This window comes from Streptomyces sp. NBC_00316, assembly GCF_036158715.1.
Taxonomy (GTDB): domain Bacteria; phylum Actinomycetota; class Actinomycetes; order Streptomycetales; family Streptomycetaceae; genus Streptomyces.
This window is the reverse complement of the sequence record NZ_CP108023.1, coordinates 1,035,922-1,052,200: the sequence shown is the minus strand read 5'-3', so window position 1 is coordinate 1,052,200 and position 16,279 is coordinate 1,035,922. Positions and strand designations below refer to the sequence as shown.

Genomic DNA, 16,279 nt, shown 5'->3' with positions numbered 1-16,279 from the left:
ACCGCATCATCGAGGGAGCACCGCCATGGCAGAGCTGGCCGAGCAGATCGGACTCGAGATCCGTGACGACCGGACGAACGGCAATCTGATCGCGTACGAGAACGGCAAGGCCGCCGGAACCATCGCGTACTTCGTGATGGAGGGCACGCCCGCTGCGCTCGTAGCCGTGCACACCGTCGTCGAGCCGGAGCACAAGGGCAAGGGCTTCGCCGGGGCCCTGGTCCAGGAGTTCTACGCCTTGGCGGCCCGCGAGGACGTGCCCGTCGTCCCGCTCTGCTCGTACGCCGCGAAGTGGGCCCTGGGCCATCCCGACCAGGCCCCGGCGGCCCCGGCCGAGCTGGTGGAGCGGGCGAAGGAGCAGCTCAAGTCCCATCCCGAGCTGTAACGGAACCGATTCCTCCGAACAGGACCCGGGCCTTCACCGATGACACTCGCTCTCCTGCACACCTCCCCGGTTCACGTCCCGGTCTTCGACGGCCTCCGAGATGCCGAGCATCCCGGTCTCGCGCTGCGTCATCTCGTGCACGAGGACCTGCTCGCCCGGGCCCGGGCCACCGGCCCCGACGCGGTGCGTGGCGAGATCGGGGAGCTGCTCGCCGGTGCGGTCGCCGAGGGAGCGACCGCGGTGCTCTGCACCTGTTCGACGATCGGCGGAGTCGCCGAGTCCGCCGCTGAGGCACTCGGCGTCCCCGTCCTGCGGGTCGACCGCCCGATGGCGGCCGCCGCTGTCGCGCAGGACCGGGTGGTGGTCCTTGCAGCGATCGAGGACACGCTGCCCCCGACGCTTGCCCTGCTCGCCGAGGAGGCGGACGGCCGGCGCGTGGACATCCGTACGGTGCTGGTCGACGGCGCCTGGGCGCGGTTCGAGGCCGGTGACCGCGACGGCTACCTGGAGCTGGTGGCCGCGGCCGCCGACCGGGTGACGGACGCCGATGTGATCGTGCTGGCCCAGGCGTCCATGGCCGATGCGGTCGCCCGCACAGCGACTCGCATCCCGGTCCTCTCCAGCCCGCGTCCCGGGCTCGCCGCCGCGGCCGCCGCGGCGCGCTGACCCGCCGTACGGGTTCTCGTCCGGCAGAACCGAACCCGTACGTATGGACTCGGCAGGCGCGGGCAGCTGCTCCGGGAGACGGTGGACATGAGATCCGCCCGCAGTCCCGGAGGCCCGAGATGACCAACCCGTATCCCGACCCGGTGCCGCCCGCGCCGACACCCGGGCCCATGCCCGGACCGCCGTCGCCGCTGCCCGAGCCGACGCCCGTACCACCCGTGCCCGGTCCGGTGCCCCCCGGTCCTTCGCCCGACCCGATTCCGCAGCCGCCGAGGCCCGAGCCCGAACCGGTGCCGGAACCGGAGCCGCAGCCGCATCCGCCCGGATGACGGGCCGGCCCGTACCGCCGGGGCCCGTTACCGGCCGCTCCGCAGGCCGAGCGCGAGGAGGGAGTCGGCGTGGCCCGCGCCGCTCTCCTCGGCGATCGAGTCCAGTGACTGGGCGTCACGCACCGGCGCGAAGCGCACCGCGTCCCCGCCCGAGCCGTCGCCGGCCACGCTGAAGCCGTACACGGCCGGCCTCGGCAGGCTGTTGTACGACCACGGTGTGGAGAAGTAGTACGCGCCGGTGTCGTACAGCACCACGAAGTCGCCCTCCTGCAGCTCCGGCAGCTTCCGGGCGTGTGCGATGACGTCCCCGGCGAAGCAGCACGGCCCCGCGACGTCCTGGACCAGCAGGGGACCGCCCTTGGGGCGCCCCTCGGCGTCGAACGCCCCGGCCCGCAGGGGCCACGCCTCGGGCATGAAGACGGTACGGGTGGCGATCTGGGCCCCCGCGTGGGTCAGCGCGACACGGCGGCCCCCCGCATCCTTCGTGTACTCGACGAGCGCCCCGATGAAGCCGTTCTTGGCGAGCAGTGACCGGCCGAACTCGGTGACGAGCCGGTACCGGCCGTCGAAGAGTCCCGGCACCGCGGTCCGCAGCGCCGCCGCATACGCGGCGAACGTCGGCCGGACCGAGTCGTCGTCGAAGTTGACGGGAAGGCCGCCGCCGATGTCGATGCTCGTGATCTGCCGCGTGCCGAGCGTCTCGTTGATCTCCTCCGCGAGCCGGTACGTCTCGGCGACACCGGCCGCGATGAGCTCCAGCGAGCAGCCCTGGGAGCCGACATGGGCATGCAACTGGGTCAGCCAGGAGTGGTCGGCGAATGCCTGTACGACGCGCTTGCGCGCGCCGGGATCGCGCAGCGCCACGCCGAACTTGGAGGTCGCCGTGGCCGTGCTCATCGCCCCGATGGAACCGCTGCCCACCTGCGGGTTGACGCGCATCCCGATGACGGATGGCGCGCCCCGGGGCCGCAGCGAGTCGATCCGGTGCACCTCGTCGAGGCTGTCGGCATTGAGTGTCACGCCGAGCGCGAGCGCCTGACGGATCTCGTCGCGCGTCTTGGCGGGGGAGTCGAGGACGATGACCGAGGGCGCGAAACCGGCGTCCAGGGCGATTCTCAGCTCGCCGGGGCTGGCGACCTCGCACCCCATGCCGGAGTCGGCGAGCAGTCGCAGCACGGGGACGAGGGAGGCGGCCTTTGCAGCGAAGGTGTGCAGCACGCCCGGGGTCGCGGCGAAAGCGTCCTGCAGGGCGGCCACCGAGTCGCGTACGCCATCGGCGTCGATGAACCCGGCGACGGGCCGGGACTCTCCGAGCAGCCCGGCCCCGACGGCGTGGCGGACCGCGGCGGCGACACGCGCGGAGGACGGAGGGCCGGGAGCGGGCGAGGTGAGAGGCATGTGTCGAGACCCGGTGATGGGAGTCCCGCAGGTGTCTGTCGGACGGGACAGGATCGGTTTCGGTCCTTGGCCGTGGGGCCAACGGTTGTAGCAATACAGGACAAATCTATCCGCTGAGGTGGACGGCGGGAGTGATGAGCAGCCGGGTGTCGGGGGCGTCGAGATCGACGCGAACCGCTCCCGGGCGCGGCGCAGCCCGTACCGCGGGGATTGCGGGTGCAGGGCGAGCCGCCGGTCCGCCCGTGCGACATGGCCCGGTGCGTCGACATGGGCGGCGAGCGAGCGGGCCGGCTCGCCGCCGGTCGCCGGGCCGGTCCATGCGAGGTCGTTCACAGGCCCGCTGCCCGCGACGGACGGAGCGTCCCGCCGTCGTCGAACGCCGGCATCTCGCGGAGCATGACTTCCGGATCAGCAGCCGGACCGGGTTCAGGCGCCGGAGCTACGTGGGGCGGGTGGGGCTGGGAGGGAGCGCCGGCCGCTCCGGGGAGGCGGTCCCGAACGTGGCGCGTCACACCGGCGAACGCCGACACCCGCCCTGCGGCACTGCACCGCCCTGCGCACTGTGCTCTACGAGGTCGGCGGGCGCACCGGCGCCGGACCCAGCGTCGTGCTGCCGGGTGCCGCGCGGTGGCCGAGGCCGGTCCGGTACGCGTCCATTGCGGCCTCGGTACGGCCGGCCCGCCGCAGCAGATCCCCGAGAAGCCGGCAGATGTCCGCGAGGTCACCGGCGGCGCCCGCCCGCTCCAGCAGGCCGAGCGCGGTGACGTAATGCTCCTCGGCGCGGTCGAGGTCGCTCCGCTCCTCGGCGATCAGGCCGAGCAGCCGGTGCACGCCGCCCGCATGGACCGAGCCCCGGTCCGCCTGCAGTTCGCCGAGCAGCCGCAGCAGCAGGGCCTCCGCCTCCTGCCGTTTGCCGAGTCGGCGCAGGACATCTGCAAGTTCCACCTCGACCTGCGCCGTGTAGAGCGCGGCCCGCTTCGACGCCAGCATGTCGCGGGCGGCCCGCAGTTCGGTTTCGGCACCGGACAGATCGCCGTCCTGCGCACGGACGTAGCCGCGCATCCAGTGGCAGTGCGCCATCTCCGTACGGATCTGGAGCTGTTGGTAGATCTCGGCTGCTTTGGCGAGCGAGGCGTCGGCCTCCTGTGTGCGGCCGGCCGCGATGAGAGTACGGGCAACGCCCCGGTGCAGCCCGGCGACCAGCTCCGGGTCGGACACCTGGGGAGCCAGGGACAGGGCCAGTTCGCCGGCCTGCGCGGCACGCGCGTGGGCGCCCATGTCCATGTAGGGGGCGATCGCGGCCGTGTACAGCAGCAGCAGTGCACCGGGGTCCTGCAGACCGGAGGCGTTCAGTTCATCGATCGCGCTCTCCAACAGATAACAGGCGTACCGGAGTTCACCCGCCAGGAGGTGCGCGACGGCCCGGCCGCGCACGGCAGGGGCGCGCTGCGGGAGCGGGGCGTTCGCCAGCAGCTTTTCCGCGGCCTCGAAGTGCTCGCGGGCCACCGGCAGATCGCCCGTCTCCAGTGCGCACTGCCCGAGCCCCAGCAGAGCCGTGGCGCGTTCGCCGTCGAGGCCGAGCTGCTCCGCCTCGGCGAGCAGCCTGGTGTAGTCGGCCACGGCGTCCTCGGCGGCGCCGGTGGCCAGGGTCCGCTGGGCATCGACAAGTTTCAGCCGCAGGTCGGTGGCGAGACGGGCGGGACGTCCCGTCTCCAGCTCTTCGTAGGTCACCCCCAGACGATCCGCGAGATGACGTACGGCCGCCTCCGAGGGGCGGACCCTGCCCGCCTCCAGGGTGGAGATGTACGCCGGGGTGTAGGCGGGTTCGGCCAGCTGGCGCTGGGTCAGACCGCGCTCGGTGCGCAGTCGGTGCACGCGTCGCCCGATGGCGCCGGGGTCGTCGGACGGCCCGCGCCGGATCCCCGGTTCGCCCCCGTCGCGCGGCTCCTGCCCGGTGTCCGTCCCTGCGGTGTGCTTCGCGGCCACTGAGTCGCCCTCCTGCTTCCCACATCTCACCCTGCGCCCCATGAAGGGCGGTTGCCCGGTGATGGACTTCAACCATGCGCCGTCCGGGCCTTGTTCCGTGTCCGACGCGCCTTTAGGTTAAGTGTCGCGCTAAGTCTATTTAACTCACAAGTTAATCAACGGTTGCGCCGACTCGCGTCCGCCCGAAGTTCGAGGCTCTCAAGGAGTTCTACATGCATGTACGCCCAGGAACGCGCCGAACGGCAGGGTCGGTGGCGGGACTCGTCCTCGCCGGTCTCCTGGCAGCGACCGCAGCCGGCACTGCCCCCGCGGCGGCCGCCCCGACCGGGACCGACGGACGGGGGAGCCACCGGGTCGAGTACTTCCCGCAGCCCGGTGGCGCCGGGAGGACCGTCGAGGTCCCGGCCCACGCACCCGCGCGGACCGGTCGGAGTTCCGGGGCGTCCCTCAGCGCCGCCGAGACCGCCGTGGACGGTACGGTCGGCGAGCAGGCCGTGACCGGTTCGACCGACGACCGGCTCGATGTCGTGATCATCGGGGACGGCTACACGGCCGACCAGCAGGACGACTTCCACGCGGACGCCACCGCCAAGTGGGCCGACATCACCGCCATCGAGCCGTACCGGAGCTACCGGAACCTGTTCAACGTCTGGACCGTCGACGCCGTCTCCAACGAGTCCGGCATCAGCGGCGATCCGGGCGCCGACGTCGTCAAGGACACGGCGCTCTCCAGCTACTTCTGGTGCGCGGACACCGAGCGTCTCGTCTGCACCGACATCGACAAGGTGGCGTCGTACGCGGCCGAGGCGCCTGCCGCCGATCTCGTCGTCGTCATCGCCAACTCCACCAAGTACGGCGGAGCCGGCTACTCCGGTCTGCAGGCCGAGGGCTACCCGTTCAACGGGGTGTCCACCCTCTCCTCCGACCACTCGTCGTCGAGCATGATCGCCGCCCACGAGATCGGCCACTCGGTGGGTCTGCTGGAGGACGAGTACACCTACCCCTCGTACGGCACCTGGACGGGCGGCGAGACGGACGGCCCCAACTCCACCACGTACACCCCGGCGCAGCTCATCGAGAAGCAGGCCAAGTGGTACCGCTGGCTGGGGCAGAGCGACCCGACGGGCTCCACGGTCGGCACGTACGAGGGGAGCACCTACTACCCGTACGGCATCTACCGGCCGACCTCGACCTCGATCATGCGTGAGCTGTCCAGCACCGACTTCAACCTGCCCGGACGCGAGGCGATGATCGCCGGTTTCTACCGCGCGGGCAACGTGCTCAGCAGCACGCTCGACACGAACACCGCGATCAAGCACGGCAAGCGGATCTCGGTCAGCCTGGCTGTGGGCACCACCGGGCTCGCCCGGACGGATCTGCGCTGGTACGTCGACGGCGTCGAGAGGGTCTACGCCCGGGGCCGTACCGCCGTCACCCCCGGCTCGCTCGGCGTCCGTGCCGACGGTCGCAGTCACCAGGTGACGGCCGAGGCCGTGGACCGTACGGATGCCATCCGGGACCCCGCCGTCCGCGCCCTGGCCACCGACAGGCTCACCTGGAGCGTCCAGGCCACCGGGCACCGGAGGTAGCGGGGCCGTTCCAGCCTCCCGCCTCAGGCGATGATCGGGACCGCGGCCTCCGGCGTCAGCATGCGGAACGTGAACGACTGGTGGAAGTAGAGCCGGATGTGCGTCGCGTCGTGGTCCTGGTAGCCGATGGACAGATCCTGGCCCAGCCGCAGTTCGAAGTCGCCGCCACGGGTTGACAGCAGCACCCCGCCCTTGACCGCGGGCGCCCACAGAATCCGGTCGTCCAGCAGCCGCGCGAGATGTGTGGCCACCGGATAGCCGTGGTCGGACGTCTCGGTTGCTTCGGTGTAGGCGTCGGCGCCGAGCAGCAGCCGATAGGGGCCGTCGACGCCGGCCAGCCGCAGCTGGGTCAGTGCCTGGCTCACGGTGGTCGGGTAGTCGCGGGCGTCGGCCGGCAGCGGCAGCGCAGGATGCGAGGAGCCGTTCCGGAGACCGGTGATCCCGGCCGCCGCATAGCCGTCGATGACGGCCATGTCCTCGGCGAACGCACAGGTCCGGGCGGCGTCCTTGACGGGTTGCCAGTCGCTGTCGTCGGAGCCGCGCTCGACGTCGTCCACGGCCGCCCGGGTCACGGTGAACGGCACCCGCCACTCGATGACCGGCGTCGACGTGCGGGCCTGGGCGATGACGTCCGGCGTCGGCGGATCGATGTCCTGCAGATGCCCGTCACCCACCGCCGCGAACGCCGGTCCCTCCGGGTCCGTCACATCGACGACGCGGCGGCCCGCCAGATGGCGGCTGAAGGTACGCCGGGCCTCTTCTTCGATCTGGTCCCAGGCGGCTTCCGTGACGGGGGCGAGTTCGCGGTGGAGGTTGTTCATCACTGGGCGCTTTCTTGCAGGCTGCCGATGTGCAGCGAACCGTCGCCCGCACCTGTCGGAGCAGGGGTCCGGGCCGCCGGCGCGGACACCGGCTGCGGCAGGGACTCGGTTCCGGACAGGGCGGGGGACGGCGGCGGGGCGTCGAGGAAGTCGGCGCAGGGGGCGTAGAAGAGGGTGCCGGTGACCGCGGTCGAGAAGTCGAGAATGCGGTCGTACGTACCGGGCGGGCTGCCGAGGAACATATTGCGGAGCATCTGCTCGGTCACGTCCGGATCGGCGGCGTAACCGATGAAGTACGTGCCGAACTCGCCCTGTTCGAAGCTGCCGAACGGCATGTTGGCGCGCAGGATCTCGCGCGCCGACCCGTCCGGGGCGGTGAGGGTGTTCAGTGCGACATGGGAGTTGGCGGGCTTGACGGCATCGGACATTTCGACGTCGTCGGCCTTGGTGCGGCCGATGACCCGCTCCTGCTCCTCCGTGCTCAGCGCGTTCCAGCCGGCAAGGTCGTGGAGATACTTCTGCACGATGACATAGCTGCCACCGGCGAAGTCCGGGTCGGCGGAGCCCACGAGGGCCGCAGCCCGCGCATCGGCACCCACCGGGTTCTCCGTCCCGTCGACGAAGCCGAGCAGGTCCCGGTGGTCGAGATAGCGGAACCCCTGGGTCTCGTCGACGACCTCCACCGCTCCGCCGAGTCTGCCGAGCAGCCGAGTGGCCCACTCGTAGCACACATCCATCCGCTCGCCGCGGATGTGGAACAGCAGATCGCCGGGGGTGGCGGGTGCGTGGTGACGCGCACCGTGCAGCTCCCGGAACGGATGGAGTCCGGCCGGACGCGGCCCCGCGAACAGCCGGTCCCAGGCATCCGAGCCGAACCCGGTCACACAGGCCGGATCGGTGCCCGGGAACCGGAAGTCGATGGACCGGGCGAACGCCCCGAGGTCGGGGAGCATGTCGCGCACGGCGTCCTCACCACCTGGCTCGATCGTGGCGACCAGGATCAGGGCTGCGGTGGTCAGCGGTGAGACGACGGGCTGGGCGACGGCCGGGTCCGGGACGGCGTCGGGCATGCGGCGGCTCCGAGGAGTGGTGGCGACAGCGCGGTCGTGGCGTCGGTGCGGTGCCGGCGGCACCCGGGTAGGGGGTGGACGCAGCCGGGGCGCGGGTGGCTGGTGTCGGTCGGTGGTTTCCACGGGGTGCCGCCCTCCCGGCGGTGCGGGAGTACGGGACGACGGCGGGACCCGCTGCTACTTACGCATGCGCGCGGCCCCGTCGCACCCCCGGTGACCCGGCCGGGCGAACAGCGGTCCGCGGCCGGTCAGCCGGTCGCGGTCTCCGACCGGTCGCCGCCCCAGAGCGTGTGGAAGGATCCCGTACGGTCCGTACGCCGGTAGGTGTGGGCCCCGAAGAAGTCCCGCTGTCCCTGGGTGAGCGCCGCGGGCAGCCGGTCGGCGCGCAGACCGTCGTAGTAAGCGAGCGCGGCGGCGAACCCGGGGGTCGGCACCCCCTGGCGCACCGCCTCGGCGACCACCGTCCGCCAGTCGTCCTGCGCCCCGCCGATCTCCTCGGCGAACTGCTGGTCGGAGAGGAGGCTCACCAGCTCCGGCTGAGCGTCGTAGGCCGCCCGGATCCGGTCCAGGAACGCCGCCCGAATGATGCAGCCGGCCCGCCAGATCGCCGCCACCGCACCGAGATCGATCTTCCAGTCGTACGTCTCGCTGCCCGCCCGGATCTGGTGGAAGCCCTGGGTGTACGAGACGATCTTGGAGGCGTACAGCGCCTGCTCGACCCGGTCGGCGAACGCCGCGGCCTCGGCTTCGGCCAGTGGGGTGGCCGACGGGCCCGGCAGCCCTCGCGCGGCCTCCCGCAGATCGGCGTGACCCGACAGCGAACGGGCGAAGACCGCCTCCGCGATCCCGGAGACCGGCACGCCCAGATCGAGTGCGATCTGCACCGTCCAGCGGCCCGTGCCCTTCTGCTCGGCCCGGTCCTGGACGATGTCGACGAACGGCTTGCCCGTCGCCTCGTCGGTGTGGGAGAGGACTTCCGCCGTGATCTCGATCAGATAGGAGTCGAGCCGGCCGGTGTTCCAGCTGCGGAACGTCTCGGCGATCTTCGCGGGGGAGTAGCCCGCCACCCTGCGCAGCAGGTCGTACGCCTCCGCGATCAACTGCATGTCCGCGTACTCGATGCCGTTGTGGACCATCTTCACGAAGTGCCCGGCACCGTCGGGGCCGATGTGCGTGGTGCACGGAGTGCCGTCCTTCGCCTTCGCGGCGATCTTCTCCAGTAGCGGTCCCAGCGATGCGTACGACTGGGTGGAACCGCCCGGCATGATGCTCGGCCCGTTCAGCGCGCCCTCCTCGCCGCCCGAGATACCGACCCCGACGAAGTGGATGCCGCGCTCGCGCAGCTCCTTCTCGCGGCGCCGGGTGTCCTCGAAGTGGGCGTTGCCGCCGTCGATGATGACGTCGCCCTCGTCGAGCAGCGGGGCGAACTCCTGGATCACGGCGTCCGTCGGATCGCCCGCCTTCACCATGATGACCAGCCTGCGCGGGCGCTCCAGGGCCGCCACGAACTCTTCGGGCGTGCGCGCGGGGACGAAGGCGCCCTCGTCGCCGAACTCCTTGACCAGGGCGTCGGTCTTTGCAGCCGTACGATTGTGCACCGCGACGGTGAAGCCGTTGCGGGCGAAGTTGCGGGCGAGATTGCGGCCCATCACCGCGAGTCCAGTGACGCCGATCTGCGCAGTGCCGCTCATCTGTGTGCTCCTGCAATCTGTCGAGGATGCCGGGATGACCAGTATGGATACGGGGCGCGCGGACGGCCTGTTCACGTCGCCGTACGTCCTTCACGCTGCAGCGGCGAACCGTCCGTACGGTCGAGTGCCGTGGTGCCCCGTTCGGCCTCCGGTCGTTCAGAGGGCGGAGGCCGCCCTGAGCTGTTCCGACCGGGTGGGCAGCTCGGTGGCGCGGGCGATGTTGCGCGCCATCCCGCCGAAGACGACGGCGTGGAACGGGGCGACGCTCCACCAGTAGGCGTGGCCCAGCAGCCCGCGGGGATGGAACAGCGCGCGCTGCCGGTAGTGCGCGCCTCCGGTCCTGCCCCGCTCGGCGTACAGCTCCAGCCAGGCGAGGCCGGGCAGCCGCATCTCCGCGCGCAGCCGCAGCAGATGGCCCGGCACGATCTCCTCGACCCGCCAGAAGTCCAGCGAGTCGCCCACCCTGAGCCGTGTGGCGTCCCGGCGGCCGCGGCGCAGTCCGACCCCGCCGATCGCACGGTCGAGCCAGCCGCGGACGGCCCATGCCAGCGGGAAGGAGTACCAGCCGTTCTCGCCCCCGATGCCTTCGATGACCCGCCACAGGGCCTCCGGGGCGGCTCCGATGTCGAGTTCCCGCTCGTCGGTGTAGAGACTGCCGCCTGCCCAGCCGGGGTCCGTGGGCAGTGGGTCACTCGGTGCACCGGGCACCGAGGCCGACGACCATCGGGTGGTCACGTTCGCCTCCCGCACGCGCTGCAGTGCGAGCGTGAGCGCCCTGCGGAAGGTGAACGGCTGCCCCGGCCCGTCGGGGACGTAGCGGGTGATGTCGTGCTCGCGGCACACGACCTCGTACTTCAGCGATTCGGCGAGCGGTCGTGCGATGGAGGCAGGGACGGGTGTGACCAGCCCGATCCAGTGGCTCGACAGGCGGGGCGTCAGCATCGGGACGGGCAGGATCAGCCGATGCGGCAAGCGGGCGACGGTCGCGTAGTCCTGCATCATCTCCCGGTACGTGACGACGTCCGGGCCGCCGATGTCGAATGTGCGACTCACCTCGGCAGGCATGGTTGCACTGCCCACGAGATACCGCAGTACGTCACGGACGGCGACCGGCTGGATCCTGGTCGACACCCAGCTCGGCGTGACCATGACCGGTAGACGTTCGGTGAGGTAACGCAGCATCTCGAAGGAGGCCGAACCGGAGCCGATGATCACGGCCGCGCGCAGCGCCGTGGTCGGCACGCCCGACTCCAGCAGGATCCTGCCGACCTCGGCACGCGAGCGCAGATGCGGCGACAGTTCGTGCTCGGGGACTCCGGCGGGTGTGAGCCCGCCCAGGTAGACGATGCGTGACACACCTGCGGCGCGCGCCTGCTCGCCGAATGTCCTGGCCGCCTTCCGGTCCGTGGCCTCGAAGTCCGATCCGCTGCCGAGCGCGTGCACCAGGTAGTAGGCGACGTCCACTCCCCGCATCGCCGTCCCCAGGGACTCCGGGTCCATGACATCACCGCGGACGACCTCGGCCCGGCCGGCCCAGGGATGATCACGCAACTTCTCGGGTGTGCGTGCGAGACAGCGCACGCTGTGTCCGGCCTTGAGCAGTTCGGGGACGAGCCGCCCCCCGATGTAGCCCGTCGCTCCGGTCACCAGGCAACGCAGTCCCGGTGCGCCGTTCCCGTGGTTCATGGCGCCTCCGCATGTTTCGATCGCCCACTCTTCCACCGTGCCCGCGCGCGGTGTTTTCCGCTCCCCGACGAGGTGCGGATGCCTCGGGCGGCAGGAAGCCCCCGAGCGGGTGACCAGCGGGTGCCACGTCCGTGGACGGGGGCGCTGCTGCGGTAGGTCCGCAGCACGGGTCGTCCGGCCCGGGCGGCCACGGCCTCAAGCATGTTGCCCATGGAGTGGTCGCGAGGCGCCGACATCGGGTCCCGGCTTCAAGAGGGTTGCGGACAGCGGCGTGCGGCAGCCGCCGGGCTTGCCGCGACGAAGCGGCGCGGTGTGACGGAAACGGAGGCCGGAGCGCGCAGTTCGAGCGGCGCAGAGGGTGAGTTCCCTGCCGAGCAGTTCCCGCGGAGGAACGAACGGCGTTCCCTCTGGGCGGAGTTGTCCGGGATCACCGGCGTTGCGCCGATGCTGTCGCTGTTCACCATTACCCCTCCGAGACAGGCCGTGCCGATTCCGTCGGAGTCCCTGCGGAACACGCTGCAGCGTGGGGACCTTGTGCTGGACGACAGGCTCACGCTCCGGTTCGGTGCACAGCCGTCTCGGCCGCCACCTTGTCATCACCCCTTGTCTGCCCATAAGTTGTCCGCTTGCGACGTGTCCTACAGCCAGTGGGGGAGCCGATTCATGGCCGCGAACGGACGACACCGCAGATACCAGCCGAGCCGCATCAACCGTGCCTCGCTCACCGTCACGGCCGGCGGCGCAGGCATTGCGCTCCCACTGGTCACCGCCGCCTCGGCGGGCGCCGCATCGGTCGATGTCTGGGACAAGGTCGCCGCCTGCGAGTCCACCGAGAACTGGCACATCAACACGGGCAACGGCTATTTCGGCGGGCTGCAGTTCACCCGTTCGACCTGGGAGGCGTACGGCGGCAACGCCTACGCCCCACGCGCCGATCTGGCCACCCGGGAACAGCAGATAGCCATCGCGGAGAAGGTGCTGGACGCGCAGGGCCCGGGCGCCTGGCCGACCTGCTCCGTGCGTGCGGGCCTGACACGCGGCGGCGACACCCCCGACATCACGGTTCAGTCGCAACGGACCCGTGGACTCGCCCCGGCCTCCACGCCCGCGAAGGCGAGCCCCAAGGCGGAGCAGGCCTCCGCCACACCCACCACCGTGCCCGGCAAGCGCGTGTCGTACACCGTCGCGCGCGGCGACTCCCTCTCGGGCATCGCGGCCACCGAGCAGGTGAAGGGTGGCTGGCAGCGCCTCTACGCGGCGAACCGGAAGGTGGTCGGCGACGATCCGGATCTGATCTTCCCGGGCCAGCGGCTCACCCTGGATGTGCAGGGCGCCCCTCAGGCCGCCCCGAAGACCGGCACCGGGCCCGCCGCACGGCCGAGCCACCGGCCGGCGAAACCGAGCCACCGGCCCACCGGGCCGAAGCCTCACCAGACCGCGAAGGCACAGCCGAAGAAGACCGAGCACGCCGAGCAGCACACCGGGCTCGTCGCGCCCGTGTCGGCGACCCGCGTCGGTACTGCCTACCGTCAGGCCGGTGCGTGGTCGAGCGGCTATCACACGGGCGTCGACTTCCCCGTTCCCACCGGCACCGCGGTCAAGGCGGTGGCCTCCGGCACGGTCGTCTCGGCGGGCTGGGCAGGCGCGTACGGCTACCAGATCGTCATTCGGCACGGCGACGGCAGGTACAGCCAGTACGCGCACCTGTCCGCCCTCCATGTGCGCGAGGGCCAGCGTGTCAGCGGCGGACAGCGCATCGCCCGGTCGGGGTCCACGGGCAATGCCACCGGTCCGCACCTGCACTTCGAGATCCGTACGGGGCCGGGCTACGGCTCCGACATCGACCCGCTGGCCTACCTGCGGGCGGGCGGGGTCAAGGTCTGAACGTTCCCGCGCGGTTCCGTGGGCTCGTCGGTCTCACCCGGCTCGGCGGACAGCGCCCCGCGCCGGGTGGATCCGGCGCGCGACCGCCGTGCGGGGCCGAAGTCCACCCGCCCGATCCGACGACGGCGTTCCAGCGGCAGGACAGGCACCGTGACGGTCATCGGGAGCGACGTCGGAAACGCTTCCGCGGCCGTGACGGTCGCGGGTGGTGCTGCGCCCGCCCCGACCCCGGCGGGCTCCCGCCATGCGACCGCGGCAGGTCCGGACTCCGCGGGATCGGGCGAGGGCCCCACGGCCTCCTCCGTGGATCCCCCCGCGGCAACGGCCTCCGAAGTGCCCTCTTCGCTCCCCGTGGCGACCGTCGAAGCGTCCGGGCGCGCCCCACGTACCCGCTGCCCCTCGCGCCGCTCCGCGCTCAACCGCTCCGTCGTCAGCATGATCAGTCCGCCGGCCGCAACGGCACCGCAGAGGAGCGCAAGGGCTGTGCCCGCCGTGCCGTGCCGGAAGCTCTCGCCGAACAGCGTGATGCCGACGGCCGCGGCGATCACCGGATTCACCACGGTCACCGTCGCGAGTGGTGCGGTCAGGCCGGCTCCCCGGTACGCCGACTGCGAGAGCAGCAGTCCGGCCGCCGCCAGTGCCGCGATCACCAGGAGCGTGGGCAGCCCCGCGCCGACGGAGCCCGCCGTCCACTGCATCGCCACCGTCTTCGTGAACACCGACGCGATACCGAAGGCGACACCGGCGGCTCCGGCCAGCACCACACTCCGCACCACCGGCGGCCGCATGCCCTTCGAGATCAGCAGGAGCAGCGCCACCGCACCGAACGTCACGGTCGCGAGCATCAACTGCTGCGGACTGCCCAGGGGGTGCGACTCCTTGCTGCCGGTGAGCGAGAGCAGACCCGCCAGACCGACGGTCGTCATGATCGCGCCACGCCAGGCGGTCGCTCTGGCCCGGCGGCGCACGAAGAGTGCCGCCATCGGCAGCGCGAAGACGATCGTCAGGGCACCGAGCGGCTGCACCAGGCTGAGCGGTCCGTAGGCCAACGCCAGCACGTGCAGCACCGCACCCACACCGTTCAACACCACCGCCACCCACCAGATGCGGTTGCGCAGAGGGGCGAGCGAGCGGCCGTCCCCGGCCGTGGCGACGCGCTCCTGGACGATCGCCCCGGCCGCATAGGCGACCGCAGAGATCAGTGACAGCAGCACGGACAGTGCAAGGGAGCTCATGTACACCACGATGACCCTTCAAAGCCGCCGAGTCGTCGTCCTTGAGACGGCGTTTTGACGTACTGCCTTCGTAGTACAGGAGTGGTTTTTGTGTCCTCCTCCCGACGGTAGTCCTCTCGCCGCCGAGCCTCATGACGATCATCCCGCACGGATACGGTGAACGGTGAGACAGGGCCCCAGGGGTGTCCGGGGCGTCACCGGGAGTGGTCGGGGGAGCCCGTGAAGGAACAGCGCAGTGAGCAGGCCGAGGCGGCGTCGCTGGGCGGTTTCTTCGCTTTGCGGAGAACACCGGTGCCCGGCGGCGCTCACCGGCCGCTGGCCCGCCTGTACGCGGGGGAGGCGGCACCGCTCACGGCTCGCATCGACACCGTCGCCGCCCGGCTGCGTACCCCTGAGCGAAGGGTCGCCGCGTCCGTCGCACACCTGGGACTGGCCGCACGCCTCTGGTCGACCGCCCTGGGACCGGCCGCGCTCTCGGGCCGCTTCCCCGATCTCTCGCCGGCCGCACTCCACTGGGACCCGCAGCACTCCGCCCCCGACGACCTGTGGCTCGGCTGCGCGGACACCCTGCCGGGCACCGCGGATCGCATACGCGAGTGTGTCCAGTACGGCCATCTCGTACCGCTCGCCGAGGCGATCCGCCGCGACGGCCCCCTCGCTCCCCGGCTGCTGTGGGGCAATGCGGGCTCGGCGCTGGCCGGAGCGCTGCGTGAACTGATCACGTGGGCCCGCACCCATCACCGCCCGGACGTGGCCCAGCGGGCCCGCGCCCTGGCCGCCGAGCTCTTCGACCACCCGGACCTGCGGAACACCGGTACCCCGCACACCCCGGCATTCCGCAGGAACAGCTGCTGCCTCTACTACCGGTGCCCGGGCGCCGGCCTCTGCGGGGACTGCGTCTTCGACCGCCGGCCGGGCGCTTCCGCTCCCTGAGGGCTGTCCCGTAAGGATCTGTTCCGCCTTCGAGCTCATCCCGTGGCGGGCTTCCGGCGTGCGGATGCGGGCCGGACGGGGACGGTCTGCCCGGGAGCGGGATCTGAGAAGCGACCAAGATCAACGGTGGTTCGGTGATCCGTTCCTGATCACGCTCCAGGTAAGGACCGTTTACGCGAGGACTCCGTCATGCGCGAGCGTCACGGCCGGCGTAGTCCTGCGACGAGGAGCGCGGTCGGCCTTCCCGCCGGAGGTGATGCGTCGCACCTGGTCCTCGACATCGGCCGTCTCCAGGCGGACACCGGCTACCGGGCCGAGTACGGCACCGAGCGAGCCGCCGGCGACCACATCGCGTGGCTGCGCGCAGGCAACAAGATCTGAGGCCTCGCCCCGACCACTCCTCATCTTCCCCCGAGCCGACGCCGCTTCCGCTCGGCGGCGTCGGCCGCGGCGCCGGCAGGAGCGGGACCGGACCGCGCGTGCGGCGTCTGCGTCAGCCCGGGACGGCGAGGTGCCGGCGGCCGGGAATGCGCAGGCCGAGACGCGGAGCGGCCGTCTTGCCTGCCGCTCCGTCGCCGGCGTTCCGAGACTTCCTTCCGGCCCTCC

General features: G+C 71.6%; 13 protein-coding genes. 6 read left to right on the top strand and 7 right to left on the bottom strand.

Translation table 11 applies throughout. The features are described from left to right. The first annotated feature begins 25 nt into the window (after window positions 1–25). Together OG878_RS04800 and OG878_RS04795 are read left to right on the top strand one after the other, a co-directional pair. A complete protein-coding gene (locus OG878_RS04800) occupies window positions 26–385 on the top strand; it encodes a GNAT family N-acetyltransferase (RefSeq protein ID WP_443049057.1) in 360 nt (119 codons plus the stop codon). Between the two features lie 39 nt (window positions 386–424). After that, on the top strand, window positions 425–1,051 hold the full coding sequence (locus OG878_RS04795; RefSeq protein ID WP_328885590.1) for an aspartate/glutamate racemase family protein: 627 nt from the start codon (window positions 425–427) through the stop codon (window positions 1,049–1,051). 356 nt (window positions 1,052–1,407) lie between these two features. Here OG878_RS04795 and OG878_RS04790 read toward each other — a convergent pair whose 3' ends face one another. Further along, entirely contained in the window at window positions 1,408–2,778 is a 1,371-nt protein-coding gene (locus OG878_RS04790; RefSeq protein ID WP_328885589.1) for a diaminopimelate decarboxylase, read from the bottom strand. A gap of 567 nt (window positions 2,779–3,345) precedes the next feature. Beyond that, entirely contained in the window at window positions 3,346–4,698 is a 1,353-nt protein-coding gene (locus tag OG878_RS04785; protein ID WP_328891130.1) for a helix-turn-helix domain-containing protein, read from the bottom strand. 278 nt (window positions 4,699–4,976) lie between these two features. On the opposite strand from OG878_RS04785, the gene OG878_RS04780 reads away from it, so the two are divergent. Then, complete coding sequence (locus OG878_RS04780; RefSeq protein WP_328885588.1) at window positions 4,977–6,353, top strand: M64 family metallopeptidase; 1,377 nt, start codon at window positions 4,977–4,979, stop codon at window positions 6,351–6,353. Between the two features lie 23 nt (window positions 6,354–6,376). Here the strand turns inward: OG878_RS04780 and OG878_RS04775 are convergent, their stop codons facing one another. From OG878_RS04775 to OG878_RS04760, 4 genes are all read right to left on the bottom strand, one after another. Further along, entirely contained in the window at window positions 6,377–7,174 is a 798-nt protein-coding gene (locus OG878_RS04775) for a family 1 encapsulin nanocompartment shell protein (protein ID WP_328885587.1), read from the bottom strand. Beyond that, complete coding sequence (locus OG878_RS04770; RefSeq protein WP_328885586.1) at window positions 7,174–8,244, bottom strand: Dyp-type peroxidase; 1,071 nt, start codon at window positions 8,242–8,244, stop codon at window positions 7,174–7,176. Before OG878_RS04770 ends, OG878_RS04775 begins: the two co-directional genes overlap by 1 nt. Before the next feature lie 248 nt (window positions 8,245–8,492). Continuing rightward, window positions 8,493–9,935 carry an NADP-dependent phosphogluconate dehydrogenase gene (gene gndA, locus OG878_RS04765; RefSeq protein WP_328885585.1) on the bottom strand — a complete coding sequence of 481 codons (1,443 nt, stop codon included), beginning with the start codon at window positions 9,933–9,935 and terminating at the stop codon, window positions 8,493–8,495. A gap of 156 nt (window positions 9,936–10,091) precedes the next feature. Further along, window positions 10,092–11,621: an SDR family oxidoreductase gene (locus OG878_RS04760; RefSeq protein ID WP_328885584.1), complete on the bottom strand. Its 1,530-nt coding sequence runs from the start codon at window positions 11,619–11,621 to the stop codon at window positions 10,092–10,094. A gap of 663 nt (window positions 11,622–12,284) precedes the next feature. On the opposite strand from OG878_RS04760, the gene OG878_RS04755 reads away from it, so the two are divergent. Further along, on the top strand, window positions 12,285–13,505 hold the full coding sequence (locus OG878_RS04755; RefSeq protein ID WP_328885583.1) for a transglycosylase family protein: 1,221 nt from the start codon (window positions 12,285–12,287) through the stop codon (window positions 13,503–13,505). Here the strand turns inward: OG878_RS04755 and OG878_RS04750 are convergent. Beyond that, window positions 13,475–14,749 (bottom strand): DMT family transporter, encoded by a 1,275-nt coding sequence (locus OG878_RS04750; RefSeq protein WP_328885582.1) that lies wholly within the window; start codon window positions 14,747–14,749, stop codon window positions 13,475–13,477. The two genes, OG878_RS04755 and OG878_RS04750, sit on opposite strands and share 31 nt — an antisense overlap. 210 nt (window positions 14,750–14,959) lie before the next feature. On the opposite strand from OG878_RS04750, the gene OG878_RS04745 reads away from it, so the two are divergent. Together OG878_RS04745 and OG878_RS04740 are read left to right on the top strand one after the other, a co-directional pair. Continuing rightward, window positions 14,960–15,673 (top strand): (2Fe-2S)-binding protein, encoded by a 714-nt coding sequence (locus tag OG878_RS04745; protein WP_328885581.1) that lies wholly within the window; start codon window positions 14,960–14,962, stop codon window positions 15,671–15,673. A 189-nt stretch (window positions 15,674–15,862) separates the two neighbouring features. Continuing rightward, complete coding sequence (locus OG878_RS04740; protein ID WP_328885580.1) at window positions 15,863–16,054, top strand: hypothetical protein; 192 nt, start codon at window positions 15,863–15,865, stop codon at window positions 16,052–16,054. Window positions 16,055–16,279: the final 225 nt, after the last annotated feature.

Excerpts from the sequence above, each read along its gene's own strand:
- OG878_RS04800 (WP_443049057.1), top strand. The coding sequence starts at position 26 with ATGGCAGAGCTGGCCGAGCAGATCGGACTCGAGATCCGTGACGACCGG.
- OG878_RS04795 (WP_328885590.1), top strand. The coding sequence starts at position 425 with ATGACACTCGCTCTCCTGCACACCTCCCCGGTTCACGTCCCGGTCTTC.
- OG878_RS04790 (WP_328885589.1), bottom strand. The coding sequence starts at position 2,778 with ATGCCTCTCACCTCGCCCGCTCCCGGCCCTCCGTCCTCCGCGCGTGTC.
- OG878_RS04780 (WP_328885588.1), top strand. The coding sequence starts at position 4,977 with ATGCATGTACGCCCAGGAACGCGCCGAACGGCAGGGTCGGTGGCGGGA.
- OG878_RS04775 (WP_328885587.1), bottom strand. The coding sequence starts at position 7,174 with ATGAACAACCTCCACCGCGAACTCGCCCCCGTCACGGAAGCCGCCTGG.
- OG878_RS04770 (WP_328885586.1), bottom strand. The coding sequence starts at position 8,244 with ATGCCCGACGCCGTCCCGGACCCGGCCGTCGCCCAGCCCGTCGTCTCA.
- gndA (WP_328885585.1), bottom strand. The coding sequence starts at position 9,935 with ATGAGCGGCACTGCGCAGATCGGCGTCACTGGACTCGCGGTGATGGGC.
- OG878_RS04760 (WP_328885584.1), bottom strand. The coding sequence starts at position 11,621 with ATGAACCACGGGAACGGCGCACCGGGACTGCGTTGCCTGGTGACCGGA.
- OG878_RS04755 (WP_328885583.1), top strand. The coding sequence starts at position 12,285 with ATGGCCGCGAACGGACGACACCGCAGATACCAGCCGAGCCGCATCAAC.
- OG878_RS04740 (WP_328885580.1), top strand. The coding sequence starts at position 15,863 with ATGCGCGAGCGTCACGGCCGGCGTAGTCCTGCGACGAGGAGCGCGGTC.